General features: G+C 32.1%; 26 protein-coding genes. All 26 read left to right on the plus strand.

Annotated elements, in window-relative coordinates:
- Positions 1-7 precede the first annotated feature (7 nt).
- A complete protein-coding gene (gene rplN, locus KHQ81_14705; protein ID QVK18056.1) occupies positions 8-376 on the plus strand; it encodes a 50S ribosomal protein L14 in 369 nt (122 codons plus the stop codon).
- 30 nt (positions 377-406) lie between these two features.
- Positions 407-784: a 50S ribosomal protein L24 gene (gene rplX, locus KHQ81_14710; GenBank protein ID QVK18057.1), complete on the plus strand. Its 378-nt coding sequence runs from the start codon at positions 407-409 to the stop codon at positions 782-784.
- A 30-nt stretch (positions 785-814) separates the two neighbouring features.
- Complete coding sequence (gene rplE, locus KHQ81_14715) at positions 815-1,354, plus strand: 50S ribosomal protein L5 (protein ID QVK18058.1); 540 nt, start codon at positions 815-817, stop codon at positions 1,352-1,354.
- Between the two features lie 17 nt (positions 1,355-1,371).
- Positions 1,372-1,557 (plus strand): type Z 30S ribosomal protein S14, encoded by a 186-nt coding sequence (locus tag KHQ81_14720; protein ID QVK18059.1) that lies wholly within the window; start codon positions 1,372-1,374, stop codon positions 1,555-1,557.
- 94 nt (positions 1,558-1,651) lie between these two features.
- Positions 1,652-2,047, plus strand: coding sequence for a 30S ribosomal protein S8 (gene rpsH, locus KHQ81_14725; GenBank protein QVK18060.1), 396 nt, complete (start codon positions 1,652-1,654; stop codon positions 2,045-2,047).
- Between the two features lie 33 nt (positions 2,048-2,080).
- Positions 2,081-2,620 carry a 50S ribosomal protein L6 gene (gene rplF / locus KHQ81_14730; protein ID QVK18061.1) on the plus strand — a complete coding sequence of 180 codons (540 nt, stop codon included), beginning with the start codon at positions 2,081-2,083 and terminating at the stop codon, positions 2,618-2,620.
- Between the two features lie 22 nt (positions 2,621-2,642).
- Positions 2,643-3,005, plus strand: a complete 363-nt coding sequence (gene rplR, locus KHQ81_14735) for a 50S ribosomal protein L18 (protein QVK18062.1) — start codon at positions 2,643-2,645, stop codon at positions 3,003-3,005.
- An 18-nt stretch (positions 3,006-3,023) separates the two neighbouring features.
- Positions 3,024-3,527, plus strand: a complete 504-nt coding sequence (gene rpsE, locus KHQ81_14740) for a 30S ribosomal protein S5 (protein ID QVK18063.1) — start codon at positions 3,024-3,026, stop codon at positions 3,525-3,527.
- 15 nt (positions 3,528-3,542) lie between these two features.
- Positions 3,543-3,725 (plus strand): 50S ribosomal protein L30, encoded by a 183-nt coding sequence (rpmD, locus tag KHQ81_14745; GenBank protein ID QVK18064.1) that lies wholly within the window; start codon positions 3,543-3,545, stop codon positions 3,723-3,725.
- Between the two features lie 17 nt (positions 3,726-3,742).
- On the plus strand, positions 3,743-4,222 hold the full coding sequence (gene rplO / locus KHQ81_14750; GenBank protein ID QVK18065.1) for a 50S ribosomal protein L15: 480 nt from the start codon (positions 3,743-3,745) through the stop codon (positions 4,220-4,222).
- 1 nt (position 4,223) lies between these two features.
- Positions 4,224-5,567 carry a preprotein translocase subunit SecY gene (gene secY, locus KHQ81_14755; protein ID QVK18066.1) on the plus strand — a complete coding sequence of 448 codons (1,344 nt, stop codon included), beginning with the start codon at positions 4,224-4,226 and terminating at the stop codon, positions 5,565-5,567.
- Positions 5,568-5,591: 24 nt separating this feature from the next.
- On the plus strand, positions 5,592-6,242 hold the full coding sequence (locus KHQ81_14760; protein ID QVK18067.1) for an adenylate kinase: 651 nt from the start codon (positions 5,592-5,594) through the stop codon (positions 6,240-6,242).
- Positions 6,242-6,988: a type I methionyl aminopeptidase gene (map, locus tag KHQ81_14765; protein QVK18068.1), complete on the plus strand. Its 747-nt coding sequence runs from the start codon at positions 6,242-6,244 to the stop codon at positions 6,986-6,988. The genes KHQ81_14760 and map overlap by 1 nt, the downstream gene beginning before the upstream one ends.
- A gap of 22 nt (positions 6,989-7,010) precedes the next feature.
- Positions 7,011-7,229, plus strand: coding sequence for a translation initiation factor IF-1 (infA, locus tag KHQ81_14770; GenBank protein QVK18069.1), 219 nt, complete (start codon positions 7,011-7,013; stop codon positions 7,227-7,229).
- 36 nt (positions 7,230-7,265) lie between these two features.
- A complete protein-coding gene (gene rpmJ / locus KHQ81_14775) occupies positions 7,266-7,379 on the plus strand; it encodes a 50S ribosomal protein L36 (protein QVK18070.1) in 114 nt (37 codons plus the stop codon).
- A gap of 20 nt (positions 7,380-7,399) precedes the next feature.
- Positions 7,400-7,774 (plus strand): 30S ribosomal protein S13, encoded by a 375-nt coding sequence (rpsM, locus tag KHQ81_14780; GenBank protein QVK18071.1) that lies wholly within the window; start codon positions 7,400-7,402, stop codon positions 7,772-7,774.
- Between the two features lie 19 nt (positions 7,775-7,793).
- Positions 7,794-8,177 carry a 30S ribosomal protein S11 gene (rpsK, locus tag KHQ81_14785; GenBank protein QVK18072.1) on the plus strand — a complete coding sequence of 128 codons (384 nt, stop codon included), beginning with the start codon at positions 7,794-7,796 and terminating at the stop codon, positions 8,175-8,177.
- A gap of 65 nt (positions 8,178-8,242) precedes the next feature.
- The gene (locus KHQ81_14790; GenBank protein ID QVK18073.1) at positions 8,243-9,193 is read left to right on the plus strand and encodes a DNA-directed RNA polymerase subunit alpha; all 951 of its coding nucleotides are present in this window, start codon (positions 8,243-8,245) and stop codon (positions 9,191-9,193) included.
- Between the two features lie 47 nt (positions 9,194-9,240).
- The gene (rplQ, locus tag KHQ81_14795; GenBank protein ID QVK18074.1) at positions 9,241-9,606 is read left to right on the plus strand and encodes a 50S ribosomal protein L17; all 366 of its coding nucleotides are present in this window, start codon (positions 9,241-9,243) and stop codon (positions 9,604-9,606) included.
- 173 nt (positions 9,607-9,779) lie between these two features.
- On the plus strand, positions 9,780-10,157 hold the full coding sequence (locus KHQ81_14800) for a NusG domain II-containing protein (GenBank protein ID QVK18075.1): 378 nt from the start codon (positions 9,780-9,782) through the stop codon (positions 10,155-10,157).
- Positions 10,158-10,168: 11 nt separating this feature from the next.
- The gene (locus KHQ81_14805; protein ID QVK18076.1) at positions 10,169-11,002 is read left to right on the plus strand and encodes an energy-coupling factor transporter ATPase; all 834 of its coding nucleotides are present in this window, start codon (positions 10,169-10,171) and stop codon (positions 11,000-11,002) included.
- Positions 10,978-11,850, plus strand: coding sequence for an energy-coupling factor transporter ATPase (locus KHQ81_14810; GenBank protein ID QVK18077.1), 873 nt, complete (start codon positions 10,978-10,980; stop codon positions 11,848-11,850). The genes KHQ81_14805 and KHQ81_14810 overlap by 25 nt, the downstream gene beginning before the upstream one ends.
- Before the next feature lie 217 nt (positions 11,851-12,067).
- Positions 12,068-12,823 carry an energy-coupling factor transporter transmembrane protein EcfT gene (locus KHQ81_14815; protein QVK19660.1) on the plus strand — a complete coding sequence of 252 codons (756 nt, stop codon included), beginning with the start codon at positions 12,068-12,070 and terminating at the stop codon, positions 12,821-12,823.
- Between the two features lie 14 nt (positions 12,824-12,837).
- Positions 12,838-13,572 (plus strand): tRNA pseudouridine(38-40) synthase TruA, encoded by a 735-nt coding sequence (gene truA, locus KHQ81_14820; protein ID QVK18078.1) that lies wholly within the window; start codon positions 12,838-12,840, stop codon positions 13,570-13,572.
- Between the two features lie 293 nt (positions 13,573-13,865).
- On the plus strand, positions 13,866-15,464 hold the full coding sequence (locus tag KHQ81_14825) for an amidohydrolase (protein QVK18079.1): 1,599 nt from the start codon (positions 13,866-13,868) through the stop codon (positions 15,462-15,464).
- Between the two features lie 211 nt (positions 15,465-15,675).
- Positions 15,676-16,176, plus strand: a complete 501-nt coding sequence (locus tag KHQ81_14830; protein QVK18080.1) for an NAD(P)H-dependent oxidoreductase subunit E — start codon at positions 15,676-15,678, stop codon at positions 16,174-16,176.
- Positions 16,177-16,181: the final 5 nt, after the last annotated feature.

Raw genomic sequence — 16,181 nt, forward strand, 5'->3', positions numbered from 1 at the left:
CCAAATCATGATTCAACAAGAAACACGCTTGGGTGTTGCTGACAACACAGGTGCACGAGAAATATTAGTAATAAGAGTTGTGGGTGGATCAAGACGCAAGTTTGGAAATATCGGTGACGTAGTCATCGCGACTGTTAAAGAAGCTACACCAGGTAGTGTGGTAAAAAAAGGTGAAATTGTTAAAGCAGTCATCGTAAGAACAAAATATGGAGTTAATAGACCAAATGGTACCTTAATTAAATTTGATGATAATGCCGCTGTAATTATACGTGATGATAAATCGCCTAGAGGTACTCGTATTTTTGGACCTGTAGCGAGAGAATTACGTAATCATGATTTCATGCGTATTGTTTCTTTAGCTCCAGAAGTTTTATAAGAATACCTTAAACTAGGAGGTGCAATCAGAATGCATATAAAAAAAGGTGACAAAGTTCAAATTATCGCAGGAAAAGGTAGTTCTGCTTTAGATGTGACAAAAAGACAAGGTACTGTACTACATGTGTTTCCTAAAGAAAACAAAGTCATTGTTGAAGGAAAAAATATCGTAAAGAAACATACAAAACCTAATCAAGCGAACCAACAAGGTGGTATTGTTGAATTTGAAGCGCCAATTCATGCTTCTAATGTGCAAGTTCTTGACCCTGTTACTAAAAAACCAGTTAGAATAGGGCATAAATTTGTTGAAAATAAAGCAGGAAAATTGGTAAAAGTTCGCTATACTGTTGGTAAAAACGCATCAGGTGAAATATTAGATAATCCGAACAAGGATAACTTTAGAAAGTAAAAACAAACTTTGAAGGGAGGTTCAACCTAAATGAATCGTTTGTATGAACAATACAAAAATGAAGTAATACCTGCATTATCAAAAAAGTTTGGTTATACTTCAGTAATGCAAGTACCAAAAATAGATAAAATTGTTGTTAACATGGGTGTTGGTGACGCTATTACTAATTCAAAAGTGTTAGATGATGCTGTCAATGATTTAACAATCATCACAGGTCAAAAACCAATCATAACAAAAGCAAAAAAATCAATTGCTAGTTTTAAATTACGTGAAGGTATGTCTATTGGATGTAAGGTAACTTTACGTGGCGCACGCATGTTTGACTTTTTAGATAAATTAATATCAATTTCATTACCACGTGTTCGTGACTTTAATGGAGTTTCAAAATCTGCTTTTGATGGTCGTGGAAACTACACATTAGGAGTTAAAGAACAACTTATATTCCCTGAAATCGATTACGATAAAGTAAATAAAGTTCGTGGTATGGACATAGTTATTGTAACAACTGCTAACACTGATGAAGAATGCCGCGAATTATTAGGCCAACTCGGTATGCCATTCAAAAAGTAAAAAGGAGGCGTAAGGTAATGGCTAAAAAATCTTTAATCATTAAAGCACATAGAAAACAAAAGTTTGGTGTGCGTGAATACACTCGTTGTGAAAGATGTGGTCGTCCACATTCAGTAATGCGTAAATTTAAGTTATGCAGAATTTGTTTCCGTGATTTAGCTTACAAAGGACAAATTCCAGGTGTTAAAAAATCAAGTTGGTAATCTTTTTATATAAATTATTATTTAACTAAAATTATAAATTATAAATTCTCATTTAATTATAAATTCTCATTTAATGGGAAGGAGGAAATTAAAAATGGTTATGACAGATCCAGTTGCAGATATGTTAACTCGTATCAGAAATGCCAGTCAAATGCGTCATGAGGTTGTTGAAATGCCTGCTTCAAGAATTAAACTTCAAATGTTAGAAGTTTTAAAATTTGAAGGGTATATCAATGATGTTGAGTATATTGAAGATGATAAACAAGGTATTTTACGTGTTTATTTAAAGTATGTTAAAAATGAACGTGTTATTAAAGGCTTAAAGCGAATTTCAAAACCAGGACTACGTGTGTACGCTAAAACAGATGAACTTCCTAAAGTTTTAAATGGTTTAGGTATAGCCGTTATTTCTACTTCGGAAGGTATTATGACAGATAGAGTAGCACGTCAAAAACAAATCGGTGGAGAAGTATTAGCTTACATATGGTAATAAAAAATAATCGGACAGGAGGTGCGCTGTGCAATGTCTCGTATTGGTAAAAAACCTATCGTGGTTCCAAATGAGGTTGAAGTAAATATTGATACTAACAATCTTGTTTCAGTTAAAGGACCAAAAGGACAATTATCGTTTCAGTTTAAAAATATCATTAAAATAGATAGACAAGAAAATGAATTAGTTATTTCTCGTGACTCTGATTCAAGAGAAAAAAGAGCACTTCATGGTACTACTCGAGCAATCATTAATAATATGATTGAAGGGGTAACTAAAGGTTTCACAAAAGAATTAGAAATTAAAGGTGTTGGGTACCGTGCTACTTTAAAGGGGAATATCTTAAATCTTGCTTTAGGTAAATCACATCCAGAAAATGTTGAAATTCCTGAAGGGATTACTGTAGAAGTTCCCAAAAATACTATCATTATTATTAAAGGTTGCGATAAGCAATTAGTTGGTGAATTCGCCGCTAATATTCGTAAGTTACGTGCTCCAGAGCCTTACTTAGGTAAAGGTATTCGTTACAAAGGTGAGCATGTTAGAATTAAAGAAGGTAAAACTGCAAAATAGTAAGAAAGGAGTGGCTTAATTCATGATTAATAAACCATCACGTAACGAAACTCGTAAAAAAAGACATTTACGTATTCGTCAAAAAATCTCAGGAACTCCTAACATGCCTCGTTTGAATGTGTTCCGTTCAGCTAGACACATTGAAGCACAATTAATTGATGATACAAAACAAGTAACATTAGTTAGTGCATCAACAAAAGAAAAAGAATTGAATGTAAAAAATGGTGGAAATATTGAAGCTGCAAAATTAATTGGAAAATTAATTGCAGAAAGAGCGCAAGAAAAAGATGTTAAAAAAATAATTTTTGACCGCGCTGGGTATTTATACCATGGACGTGTTAAAGCTATGGCAGAAGCTGCTCGTGAAGCAGGACTTGAATTTTAATAGAAGGAGGGAAACTCAATGCATCAATTTATAGATCCTAGCAATTTACAACTTGAAGAGCGTGTTGTTTCAATCAACCGTGTAACAAAAGTAGTTAAAGGTGGACGTCGTATGCGTTTTGCTGCTTTAGTAGTTGTTGGGGATAAAAATGGTCATGTTGGATTTGGTACTGGTAAAGCTAATGAAGTTCCTGATGCAATCAAAAAAGCAATTGAAGATGCTAAAAAGAACTTAATTAGTGTACCTATCATAAATACTACAATCCCTCATGCAGTTAATGGAATTTATGGTTCAGGAAACATCTTATTAAAACCTGCTGGAGCCGGTACCGGAGTTATCGCTGGTGGACCAGTTCGTGCTGTACTAGAGTTAGCAGGTGTTAAAGATATATTATCAAAATGTTTAGGTTCACGTTCAGCTATTAATGTGGTTCGTGCAACTATTGAAGGGTTAAAAGAATTACGCACTGCTGAAGATGTAGCTGCGTTAAGAGGAAAATCTGTACAGGAAATTTTAGGATAAGGAGGGAATCTCCAAATGGCTAACAATATTAAAATTACTTTAGTTAAAAGTTTGATTGGAGCAAGACCTGATGTACGTAAAAACGCTGAATCTTTAGGACTTACTAAGGTAAATAGTTCAGTCGTGAAACAAGATACACCTACAATTCGTGGAATGATTAATAAGGTTTCATCTTTAGTTAAAGTAGAAGAAAAATAACAAGGAGGTGTCTCGCCGTGAAATTACATCAATTAGGATATAACGAAAATGGCGAAAAAGTCATTTTCCGTAAATCTAAAAAACGTCTTGGACGTGGTACTGGTTCAGGTTTAGGAAAAACTGCTGGTAAAGGTCACAAAGGTCAAAATGCACGTTCAGGTGGTGGTGTTCGCCCAGGATTTGAAGGTGGACAAACAACATTATTCAGACGTTTACCAAAACGTGGATTTACTAATTTTACTACGAAAAAATTTGTTTTAATAAATTTAGACTTATTAAGTCGTTTTGATGAAGAATCTGTAATTACACCAGAATTCTTAAATCAAAATAAAATAATTACAAATGCAGAATTAACAAAAGTTCAAAAAGGGAAGTTAGGTATTAAAGTATTAGGAAGTGGTGAACTTACTAAGAAACTTACAGTAAAAGCAACAAAATTTACTGCTTCTGCTGAAGAAAAAATAACTGCCATTGGTGGAAAAGTTGAGGTGATCTAATGTGTTTAAAGCATTAGTACAAGCTTTTAAAAATAAAGACCTTAGAAAACGTATCTTCTTCACATTGTTTGCGTTTTTAATCTTTAAATTAATGACGTTTATACCAATTCCATTGTCAGATCCAAGTGTATTAAAAAACTTGGAAGAGACAAGTTTATTAGGATTTGCTAATGCACTTTCAGGAGGAGCATTAAAACGTTTTTCAATCGTTGCTTTAGGGGTTAGCCCATACATTACCGCTTCGATTGTAATTCAGTTACTTCAAATGGATATTGTTCCAGTATTGTCTGAATGGTCTAAAGAGGGAGAAACTGGTAAACATAAAATTAAGTTAGTAACACGCTATTCTGCTTTAGTATTAGCATTTATTCAAGCTTTAGCGATGTCTATTGGATTTGATAAATTATATCATGGAACCCTTTTAGAACCATTTAATGTTACCCCTCTTATGTATACTTATATTGCTTTAGTTATGACAGCAGGTACTGCTGCAGTTTTATGGCTAGCTGACCAAATTACCGCTAAGGGAATTGGTAATGGTACATCTATGATTATTATGGCTGGTATCGTAGCAAGTTTCCCATACATGATTAGTGATTTATTTAAAAAATATATTGTGGGATTTAATGCAACAGCAAATCAATATAATAAAACAATTAAAGAATGGGTAATGGTTACAGATCCAAAACAAGCATTAATATTTTTATTAGTTATTCTTGTAATGATTATAATTGTTATCGCAATCATTTTTATGCAAAATGCTACACGTAAAATACCGATTCAATATGCAAATAGAGCAAATTCTGCAACACTTAAAGGTAAAAAAGATTCACATTTACCAATCAAATTGAATCCATCTGGTGTTATTCCAGTAATTTTTGCCTCATCATTATTAAGTTTACCGTTAACTATAGCATCGTTTACTACGAATATGAATTTAAAAAATACATTACAAAATTTGTTTAACTATAATCAACCGATTGGATTTACATTATATGTATTATTAATTTTCTTATTCTCATTTTTCTATGCTTTCGTACAAGTTAGTCCAGAAAAGGTAGCTGAGAATTTAAGAAAACAAGGTTCTTATATACCTGGGGTTAGACCTGGTAAAGAAACAGAAAACTTTGTTTCTGGAGTTTTATTTAGAACAACCGTAATCGGTTCTACTTATTTGATGATTGTTGCAATCTTACCAATTTTATTCTCAATATTTACAGACCTTCCAGGTTCAGTAAGAATCGGTGGAACAAGTTTACTAATTGTAGTTGGTGTTGCACAAGAATTATTTAAACAAATTGAAACAAAATCAAAAGCCCAAAAATATAGTGGTTTCATTAAATAAAAAAGTCAAGAGGTATGGATTGATATGAAAATGTTAATTATGGGTCCTCCTGGTGCTGGAAAAGGCACTCAGGCGGAAAAAATTATTGCTGAATATCAAATTCCTCATATATCTACAGGAGACATGTTTCGTCAAGCAATTAAAGAGGGAACAGCATTAGGTAAAAAAGCTAAAGATTATCTAGACCAAGGATTATTAGTCCCAGATGATGTAACTAATGGGATTGTTCGTGAGCGTCTTACAAAAGATGATTGTAAATCTGGATTTTTACTTGATGGTTATCCTAGAACAGTTGCACAAGCAGTTAACTTAGATGAAATGTTATTTGATTTAAATATGCGAGTTGATGCTGTGCTGAATATTATTGTCAATCATTCATTGCTTTTAGATAGATTAACCGGTCGAAGAATTTGTAAAGATTGTGGTGCTACTTACCACTTATCTTTTAATTCTCCAAAAGTACCAGATGTTTGTGATAAATGTGGTGGAACGTTATTTCAACGTAAAGATGATAATAAGGAGACAGTAGAAAATCGTTTAGCAGTATACAATAATCAAACGAAACCTTTATTAGATTATTATAGTGCTAAAGGAAATTTATTTAATATTAATGGAGAGCAAGATATCAATGAAGTGTTTAGTGATATTAAAACGACACTTGGAGGATTAAAATAATGATTATATGCAAAACTCAACGCGAAATAGAAATTATGCGACAAGCAGGTCGTATAGTTGCCCTAACCCATGCAGAGTTAAAAAAGCATATAAAACCAGGGATTACTACAAAAGAATTAGACATAATTGCTGAGGAAGTAATCAGATCTAATCATGCTATTCCTAGTTTTAAAGGTTATAATGGTTTTCCTGGAAGTATATGTGCTTCTGTAAATGAGGAGCTTGTTCATGGAATTCCAGGATCAAAAAAATTAAAAGATGGTGACATTATTTCAATTGATATCGGTGCTGAATATAATGGATATCATGGAGACTCTGCTTGGAGTTTTCCTGTTGGTAAAGTATCAGAAAGTGCAAGAAAATTATTGACTGTTACAGAAAATTCGTTATATGAAGGTTTGAAAAAAGCTAAACCGGGTAACAGACTATTTGATATATCTCATGCTATTCAAAAACATGTTGAAAATAATGGATTTTCAATTGTTGAAGAATATGTCGGCCATGGAATAGGACAAGAACTTCATGAAGACCCACCTATTCCTAATTTTGGCCATCCAAATCGTGGACCATTGTTGAAAAAAGGTATGGCATTGGCCATAGAACCTATGGTAAATCAAGGTAAAAGATTCGTCAGAGTCTTACCCGATAATTGGACTGTAGTTACAGCTGATAAAAAACTATGTGCTCATTTTGAGCATACGATAGTTATAACAGATAATGGTTACGAAATTTTAACACAGGTTTAATGTGTTTAAGGAGGAGTTAACTATGGCTAAACAAGATGTTATTGAAGTTGAAGCTGTTGTGGTTGAAACATTACCTAATGCAATGTTCAGAGTTGAATTAGAAAATGGTCACAAGATTTTGGCGCACGTTTCTGGTAAAATCCGCATGAATTACATACGCATTTTACCAGGAGATAAAGTGACAGTAGAATTGTCACCGTATGATTTAACACGTGGCCGTATCACTTATAGACATAAGTAACTATAAGCTCCCAAAAGATAAGGAGGTTTTTAAATAATGAAAGTAAGACCATCTGTAAAACCTATTTGTGATAAATGTAAAGTTATTCGCCGTAAAGGTAAAGTAATGGTTATATGCGAAAACCCAAAACATAAACAAAAACAAGGATAAAAATTTAGGAGGTGCGGTTAATGGCACGTATCGCAGGTATAGATATCCCACGTGAAAAACGAATTGTAATTTCATTGACTTACATATTCGGGATTGGGAGATCAAGAGCTGAACAAATTTTAAAAGAAGCCAATGTATCAGAAGATACACGTGTACGCGATTTAACAGAAGATGAATTAAACCGTATTCGTCGTTCAGTTGAGAATTATAAAGTTGAAGGTGACCTACGACGTGAAGTATCATTAAATATTAAACGTTTAATGGAAATCGGTAGCTACCGTGGATTACGTCATCGTAGATCATTACCAGTACGTGGACAACGCTCTAAAACGAATGCTCGTACTAGAAAAGGTCCATCACGTACTGTTGCTAACAAGAAAAAAGCTACTAAGTAATAGCGAAGGAGGTTAAAAAATGGCTAAACAAGTACGTAAGCGTCGTGTGAAAAAAGATATTCCAGTTGGGGTAGCACATATTCATTCGACTTATAATAATACAATTGTTACTCTTACAGACGAAAGAGGAAATGCTATTGCATGGAGCAGTGCTGGTGCATTAGGATTTAAAGGGTCTCGTAAATCTACTCCGTTCGCTGCTCAAATGACTTCTGAAGCTGCTGCTAAAGCTGCAATGGAGCAAGGTATGCAAAGAGTTGAAGTATCTGTAAAAGGTCCTGGACCAGGGCGTGAAGCAGCTATCAGAGCGTTGCAAACTGCAGGATTAGATATTACATCTATTAAGGACGTTACACCTGTTCCTCATAACGGATGTCGTCCTCCAAAACGTCCTCGTGGATAATCTATATCAGGAACTGTTGATAGAAAATCTAGGGGAAAACATAAATAAGGAGGGCTAATGCTATTATGTTACGATTTGAGAAACCTAATGTTGGAATCGAAGAATATGCTAGAGATAAATATTATGGCAAGTTTGTTATTGAACCATTAGAAAGAGGATATGGAATTACTTTAGGAAATGCATTAAGAAGAATTTTATTATCTTCATTACCAGGTTCTGCTGTAACAACAATTAAAATTGAAGGTGTACAACACGAATTTAGTGCTATCACTGGCGTTGTTGAAGATGCAACAACTATTATTTTAAATTTAAAAAAATTAATTCTACATATCGATTCTGATGACGATTATATTGAGAAAGTTTTAGAAATCCATGCAAATGGTGAAGGTGTTGTAACAGCTGCAGATATTGAACATGATGAACAAGTAACGATTATTAACCCTAAATTACATATTGCTACACTTTCAAAAGGTGGTAAACTAGATATGACCTTGATTGCCCGTCGAGGTAGTGGATATGTAAGTTCAAATGAAAATAAGAAGTTCAATCAAGAAATAGGGCAAATTGCTATTGATTCTATTTATACCCCTATTGAGCGAGTTCAGTATGAGGTTGAGAAAACACGTGTTGGTCAAGATGCTGATTATGATAAATTGATAATCGAAGTTTACACTAATGGTAGCATAGAACCCCAAGAAGCAATCGCCTTATCGTCAAAAATTTTAATTGAACACTTAAATGTGTTTGTTGAATTAAATGATCGTGCAAAAATGGCTGAATTCATGATTGAAAGTGAAGAAGACAGCAAAAATAAAATCTTAGAAATGAGTATTGAAGACTTAGATTTATCAGTTCGTTCATACAATTGTTTAAAACGTGCTGGTATTAACACTGTTCAAGAATTAGCAAATCAAACTGAAGAAGATATGATGAAAGTACGTAATTTAGGTCGTAAATCATTAAAAGAAGTTAAAGATAAATTAAATGAATTAGGACTTTCATTACGTCGCAATTAATCATTTTCCGAATTTCACATAAATTTTGAAAGGAGGACCAGAGTACGATGGCTAGAGGATATCGTAAATTAGGTCGAAGAAGTGATCATCGTAAACATATGTTACGAAATTTAGTGACAGATTTAATCATTAATGAACGTATTACAACCACGGAAACTCGTGCAAAGGAAGTTCGTTCTATTGCTGAGAAAATGATTACTTTAGGTAAACGTGGTGATTTACATGCACGTCGTCAAGTAGCAGCATATGTACGTAGAAAAGAAGCAAACGAGACACAAGATGCAATTCAAAAATTATTCTCTGATATTGCACCACGCTTCAAAGAACGCAATGGTGGATATACAAGAATATTAAAAGTAGGAACACGTCAAGGTGATGCTGCTCCTATGACTATTATTGAATTTGTAGAATAACAAAAAGATGGGGACATGTGATAACTTTTTTATCACTTGTCCTCTATTTTTAAATTATTTGATTAAGTAAGGAAATAAAAAATTATTTTTTTATTTAATGAAACAATTGACAGTGTTATTATAGAGAAAAATTTGATATAATGGATATGCTGTAATGAAAAAGAGGTGATTTAATGAAAAAAGGGGATTTATATATTGGTCTTGTGGCGATTATTATTATGATGATAATCGGTATTGGGTATAAACTATATTTAAGTAATATTGGAAATGAAAGATATGTTAATGTATATATAGATAGAAAACTAGTGCATTCTGTTAAATTAACGAATTCAGTAGATAAAAAAATTACAATAAATAACGATTATGGTTATAATTTAATTTATATACACGATAATGGTGTAGAAGTAATAGATGCTGATTGTCCAAATAAAGATGATGTTAGACAAGGTTTTGTTCGTATGCCTGGAGTTCCTATTATTTGTCTACCACATCATTTAAAAGTAGTTATTGAAGGAGAAAATTCAGTTTCAGATTTTGACGCCATTACTTAGGAGGAAACATTATGAATCATCCAATTATTAAAGTTAATGATCTATACTTTAGTTATGATAATAAAAATTTAGCAATTAATAAATTATCATTGGAAATTTATGAACGTGAGTGGGTTTGTATATTAGGCCATAATGGGTCTGGAAAATCTACGTTATCGAAATTAATTATCGGTTTATTAGTTCCTTTAAAAGGGACAGTTGAAGTAAACGATAAAGTATTAAGTGAAGATACCGTTTATGATATAAGAAGAGATATTGGAATAGTATTCCAAAATCCAGACAATCAATTTGTTGGGTCTACCGTGTTAGACGATATCGCATTTGGGATGGAAAACCAACAAATAAGTCGTAAAGAAATGAAAAATAGAATCGATAAATTTATTAAGAAAGTAAAAATGCAAGATTTTTTATCATCTGAACCTCATATGTTATCTGGAGGACAGAAACAACGTGTGGCAATCGCCGGGGCACTTGCACTAGATTCAAAAGTATTATTTCTTGATGAATCAACTTCAATGTTAGATCCACAAGGTAGAGATGATATTGTTTCACTTATTAAAGAATTGAAAACTGATGGTGAAAAAACCATTGTATCAATAACGCATGACATTAATGAAGCAATGCTTGCCGATCGAATTATTGTTATGAAGAATGGGCAAGTGGTGGCTTCTGGACTACCTGAAGACATTTTACAAGATGAAGCATTGATGAAAGATTGTGGATTAGATATCCCCATGACTGTCAAGCTTTCAAATAAACTTAAAGATTATGATATCTTTGACAAGCTATATGTTAAAGAGGAAGATTTGGTGAATTCATTATGGGAATACAATTTGAAAAAGTAAATTTTAGATATGCTGAAGGTTCTGTAAGAGAACATGCTGCATTAATTGATATTGATTTAAATATTGAATTAGGTAGTTATGTTGCCGTCATTGGTCATACAGGTTCAGGTAAATCAACCCTTATTCAACATATGAATGCTTTATTACTACCTAATAGTGGTACCATTAATATATTTGATAAAAAAGTAATTGGTGGCAAGAAAAATAAAGGCATTAATTCAATAAGAAAAAGAGTTGGACTAGTATTTCAATTTCCTGAATATCAATTATTTGAAGAAACAGTAGAAAAAGATATCATGTTTGGACCGATGAATTTTGGTGTATCAAAAGATGAAGCATCAAAAAAAGCACATGAAGTGATTAATTTAGTTGGTCTTGATGATGAGTTTTTAACTCGTTCTCCACTAAATCTAAGTGGTGGTCAAATGAGACGTGTGGCGATAGCAGGGATTTTAGCAATGGACCCTCAAGTCTTAGTCCTAGATGAACCAACGGCAGGTTTAGACCCATCAGGTCAAAAAGAAATGATGGAGATGTTTAATAATCTTTATGAAAACCATCAAAAAACAATTATCTTAATTACACATGATATGAATTATGTAGCCCAATATGCTAAAAGGGTCATTGTTATGGACCATGGGAAGTTAGTTTTTGATGGGAAGCCAATGGAGTTGTTTTCACAAAAAGATTTATTAACAAAATATCAACTTGATTTTCCAGATATTACAAAGATGATTTATCATATTGAAAATAAATTAGGGATAACTTTAGATAAAAAGATTAAAACAGTTGATGAATTATCCCAAGCAATTGTGGAAGCAATAGGTGGTGAACCTCATGTTAGATAATATAAAATTAGGTCAATATTTATATGGGGATTCATGGTATTACCGATTAGACCCACGTGCTAAATTGGTGATGTCTACGTTTTTTATTGTAGTTATCTTTTTAGCGAATAACTGGGTTACATACTTAGGAGCATTTGTCTTTACTTTATTTATAATATTAACTAGTGGAGTTTCATTGAAGTTTTTTATACGTAGTATAAAACCCATATTTTTCTTAATGTTGTTAACGTTCTTTTTGAACTTGTTTTTTTATAAAACAGGGGATCCATTTCCACCATTACGTATTTCACTCAATAAAATTATTGTTGGAATTTATGGAATTATAATTATTTTGTTAATCATATTAAGAATAATTAAAAAAATTGATAAGTATATTTCCGGGAAAATTATTAAATTTTCGACACTCATATTCATAATCATAAACATCTTAATTGTGTATTTCTACAAAAGTGAACAAATAACGTGGACATTTAATTGGATAGTATATAAAAACGCTGTGATGACTAGTGGGTTTATTATATTACGATTAGTTTTAATTATTTCATTTTCATCTTTACTAACTTTTACAACGAAACCTACTGATTTAACATTAGCAATAGAACGTGTTTTAGGTCCACTAAAAATAATAAAATTACCAGTTTCAGAATTAGCTTTAATGATTTCTATTGCTTTACGTTTTATTCCAACTTTATTAGAAGAAACACAGAAAATCTTAAAAGCACAGACCTCACGAGGAGCTGATTTTACAGAAGGAAATATAAAAGATAAAATAATTCAAATCATTTCTCTCCTTATTCCAATGTTTATTATTTCCTTTAAACGGGCTGAGGATTTAGCCAATGCGATGGAAGCAAGAGGGTATGTACCAGGTAAGAAAAGAACAAGTTTTAGAGAACTCAAATGGCACCTTAGAGATACATTGTATGTCTCAAGTTTTCTTATATTAGTGAGTTATTTTATATATTTTGGATAAATGGAAGTGAAACTATGTCGTATCGAATTAAATGTATTGTCTCTTATGATGGTTGTAGGTTTTCAGGATATCAGCGACAAATAAAAGAGAGAACCGTTCAAGCTGAAATTGAAAAAGCATTAAAAATAATTCATAAATACCCGATAACAATTCATTCAGCTGGTCGGACAGACGCTTTTGTTCATGCATTGGGGCAAGTATTTCATTTTGATACTGAATTAGATATTAAAAATCAGAATTGGAAAAGAGCCATTAATTCCATTTTACCTAAAGATATTTATATTAAAGAGGTTGAAATAGTTACCGAAGATTTTCATGCTCGATTTAGTGCTAAAAGAAAAGAATATCGTTATTATATTTCCTTAGATGAATATAATCCGATTAGAAGTGGATATGTGTGTTTTATTAATCGAACAATAGATGTTAATAAAATGAAACAAGCGTTAAAACTTTTTGAAGGGACGCATGATTTTACGAGCTTTTCATCCGGTCAACATGTTAATAAAAATAAAGTAAGAACGATTTATGAAACACAGATAAATGTTAAAGATAAGGAGTTAGAATTTGTTTTTATAGGAAATGGATTTTTACGTTATCAGATTCGGATTATGATGGGAACTATCATTGAAATAGGATTAGGTAAAAAAGATATTGATGTTATTAACTATTTGTTTGGGCATAAAGATCGTGCTAAAGCGCGATATACTGCAGAACCACAAGGATTATATTTATGTAAAGTTGACTATTGAAACTTATATATAATGAAGAATGTATCTTAAATTTTGATATATTCTTTTTTTATAGGTTATTGATTATAAGTTTATTAATAAACAATGTTTCATCATTAACTTCATTTGTTAATTATTGAGGATGAATTAGTAGCTAGTAAATCTAAACATAATCAAATTTTTCCTTTTGTATATTATTATCTATGTCGAAAGATTGATTTTGTTGGTTATTTAGTATAAATATACAATTGTTTTTTTAGTATCTGAATTATATAATAATTATAGATTAGTTAAAATATAAGGAGTTAAAGTGTATGATTTTATATAACGGTAATTTTATTACGATGGATAAAAGAAATAAGTTTGCTCAAGCAGTTAAGATTAAAGGTAATAAATTTGTTAAAGTGAGTACTAATGAAGAAATCCTTTCAATGAAATTTCCTGGAGAAGAATGTATTGATTTAGAAGGAAAAACAGTTATTCCTGGACTTAATGATAGTCATATGCATTTATATGGGTTTGGATTAACCTTACAAATGGTAAATTTGATGAATGTTCAATCGATTGATGAGATAATTTTGAAAGTAAAAAGTTATATAAATGATAAAAATATAGCATATAATCGTTGGATTCAAGGGCGGGGATGGAATCAAGATTATTTTACTGGGGATAAGAGATTTCCAACTCGAATGGATTTAGATCAAATATCAACAAAACATCCAATTATTTTAACACGTGCTTGTGGACATATGGCAGTTGTAAATTCTAAAACATTAGAAGTATGTGGAATTAATCATTTGACAGAAGAGGTCGAAGGGGGAGCGTTTGATATTGATTTGGGGTTATTTAGGGAGAACGCATTAAGTCTAATTTTCGAGAATATGCCCAAACCAAGAGTTGATGACATAAAAGAAACGTTACTATTAGCTATGAAATATGCAAATAGTAAGGGGCTTACGTCAATTCAAACAGATGATTTATCACATGCAGGCAATTATAAACAAGTACTTAAGGCTTATGAAGCCTTAAGAGATGAAGGAAAATTAACCTGTCGTATTTATGAACAAAGTTTATTAAATAAAGAAGAGTTAATTGAATTTTTATCTTTAGGTTACAATACAGGAGTTGGAAATGAATTCTTTAAAATAGGTCCATTAAAGGTTTTAAGTGATGGTTCACTTGGAGCTAGAACAGCTGCGTTAACGAAACCATATGCAGATGATCCTAGTACAAGAGGGATTATGTGTTATTCACAAGAGGAATTAGATGATTTAATTGGAACAGCACATCAAGCAGGCATGCAAATAGCTGTACATTGTATTGGGGATAGAGCGATGTATATGGTGTTTGAAAGTTATGAAAAAATATTAGAAAAAGACTATCGAGCTAATCATCGTCATGGAATTATTCATTGTCAGATTATGGACGAATACTTATTAAATAAATATAAAGAATTAGATATATGTGCTTATGTACAGCCCATCTTTCTTCATTATGATTTACACATTGTTGAAGACCGAGTAGGTAAGGAGCTGGCAAAGACATCTTATGCTTTTAAGTCAATGATTGATAAAGGAATTCATACTTCTTTTGGAACGGATTGTCCTGTTGAAGCATTAGATACAATGTCAAATATTCACTGTGCAGTTACACGTTCTGATCTTAGTGGAGAACCTATTGGTGGATGGAATCCTAAAGAGAGGTTGAGTGTATATGAGGCATTATATCATTATACACAAGAAGGGGCTTATACTTCCTTTGAAGAAAATACCAAAGGAAGTATAACAGAAAACAAGTTTGCTGATTTAGTTGTATTAAAGGATGATATCCTTAAGACTAAGCGTTCTAATATAAAGGATATTGAAGTACTGATGACCTTTGTAGGTGGAAAGATGGTCTATAAAAATTGTTAAAATATTATAGTTAACTGGATAAATTGTCGATTTATCCAGTTTTTTTGTGAAAAAAATGGTGAAACTTGAAGAATGTTGTCGGAATATGACGCATGAAAAATTTTGAAATTATCTATATATAATGATATAATTTATGTATAACTTGGTTATTTTTTTTGATGTCATTTGTGAAACTTATAACAAAGTTAAATGATTTAAGGGGAGGTTGAATATGTTAGAAGATTCTAAGAAGTGTAGTTGTTGTGAAGAATCAGATGAACAAAAATATGCGAAGATTGAACAAATAATCGAAGAGTACAAAGACAAAGAAGGGTGTCTCATTCAAATTCTTCATTTTGCTCAAGGGATTTTTGGTTATCTACCGCTAGAACTTCAGGAATTTATCGCACAAAGGCTTAACATACCTTTATCTGAAGTTTCTGGGGTAGTATCATTTTACTCATTCTTTTCTACCCAACCACGTGGGGAAAATACCATACGTGTTTGTCTTGGGACAGCTTGCTACGTAAGAGGTGGTAAAAAAATCGCTGAAAAACTAGGAGAAATTCTAGATATTAATGTAGGTGACACCACAAAAGATGGTAAGTTTACGCTAGAAGTTATGCGCTGTATTGGGGCTTGTGGATTAGCACCAGCTATAACGATTAATGACAAGGTTTTTAAACAGGTTAATCCTGATAAATTGCATTCAATCCTTGAGAAGTATTACTAAGTATG

This window comes from Mycoplasmatota bacterium (assembly GCA_018394295.1).
Lineage (GTDB): Bacteria > Bacillota_I > Bacilli_A > Haloplasmatales > Haloplasmataceae > JAENYC01.

What these genes read in the sequence shown, in the direction of transcription:
- rplN (QVK18056.1), top strand. Translation starts at nt 8, where the DNA reads ATGATTCAACAAGAAACACGCTTGGGTGTTGCTGACAACACAGGTGCA.
- rplX (QVK18057.1), top strand. Translation starts at nt 407, where the DNA reads ATGCATATAAAAAAAGGTGACAAAGTTCAAATTATCGCAGGAAAAGGT.
- rplE (QVK18058.1), top strand. Translation starts at nt 815, where the DNA reads ATGAATCGTTTGTATGAACAATACAAAAATGAAGTAATACCTGCATTA.
- KHQ81_14720 (QVK18059.1), top strand. Translation starts at nt 1,372, where the DNA reads ATGGCTAAAAAATCTTTAATCATTAAAGCACATAGAAAACAAAAGTTT.
- rpsH (QVK18060.1), top strand. Translation starts at nt 1,652, where the DNA reads ATGGTTATGACAGATCCAGTTGCAGATATGTTAACTCGTATCAGAAAT.
- rplF (QVK18061.1), top strand. Translation starts at nt 2,081, where the DNA reads ATGTCTCGTATTGGTAAAAAACCTATCGTGGTTCCAAATGAGGTTGAA.
- rplR (QVK18062.1), top strand. Translation starts at nt 2,643, where the DNA reads ATGATTAATAAACCATCACGTAACGAAACTCGTAAAAAAAGACATTTA.
- rpsE (QVK18063.1), top strand. Translation starts at nt 3,024, where the DNA reads ATGCATCAATTTATAGATCCTAGCAATTTACAACTTGAAGAGCGTGTT.
- rpmD (QVK18064.1), top strand. Translation starts at nt 3,543, where the DNA reads ATGGCTAACAATATTAAAATTACTTTAGTTAAAAGTTTGATTGGAGCA.
- KHQ81_14760 (QVK18067.1), top strand. Translation starts at nt 5,592, where the DNA reads ATGAAAATGTTAATTATGGGTCCTCCTGGTGCTGGAAAAGGCACTCAG.
- map (QVK18068.1), top strand. Translation starts at nt 6,242, where the DNA reads ATGATTATATGCAAAACTCAACGCGAAATAGAAATTATGCGACAAGCA.
- infA (QVK18069.1), top strand. Translation starts at nt 7,011, where the DNA reads ATGGCTAAACAAGATGTTATTGAAGTTGAAGCTGTTGTGGTTGAAACA.
- rpmJ (QVK18070.1), top strand. Translation starts at nt 7,266, where the DNA reads ATGAAAGTAAGACCATCTGTAAAACCTATTTGTGATAAATGTAAAGTT.
- rpsM (QVK18071.1), top strand. Translation starts at nt 7,400, where the DNA reads ATGGCACGTATCGCAGGTATAGATATCCCACGTGAAAAACGAATTGTA.
- rpsK (QVK18072.1), top strand. Translation starts at nt 7,794, where the DNA reads ATGGCTAAACAAGTACGTAAGCGTCGTGTGAAAAAAGATATTCCAGTT.
- KHQ81_14790 (QVK18073.1), top strand. Translation starts at nt 8,243, where the DNA reads ATGTTACGATTTGAGAAACCTAATGTTGGAATCGAAGAATATGCTAGA.
- rplQ (QVK18074.1), top strand. Translation starts at nt 9,241, where the DNA reads ATGGCTAGAGGATATCGTAAATTAGGTCGAAGAAGTGATCATCGTAAA.
- KHQ81_14800 (QVK18075.1), top strand. Translation starts at nt 9,780, where the DNA reads ATGAAAAAAGGGGATTTATATATTGGTCTTGTGGCGATTATTATTATG.
- KHQ81_14805 (QVK18076.1), top strand. Translation starts at nt 10,169, where the DNA reads ATGAATCATCCAATTATTAAAGTTAATGATCTATACTTTAGTTATGAT.
- KHQ81_14810 (QVK18077.1), top strand. Translation starts at nt 10,978, where the DNA reads ATGGGAATACAATTTGAAAAAGTAAATTTTAGATATGCTGAAGGTTCT.
- KHQ81_14815 (QVK19660.1), top strand. Translation starts at nt 12,068, where the DNA reads ATGTTGTTAACGTTCTTTTTGAACTTGTTTTTTTATAAAACAGGGGAT.
- truA (QVK18078.1), top strand. Translation starts at nt 12,838, where the DNA reads ATGTCGTATCGAATTAAATGTATTGTCTCTTATGATGGTTGTAGGTTT.
- KHQ81_14825 (QVK18079.1), top strand. Translation starts at nt 13,866, where the DNA reads ATGATTTTATATAACGGTAATTTTATTACGATGGATAAAAGAAATAAG.
- KHQ81_14830 (QVK18080.1), top strand. Translation starts at nt 15,676, where the DNA reads ATGTTAGAAGATTCTAAGAAGTGTAGTTGTTGTGAAGAATCAGATGAA.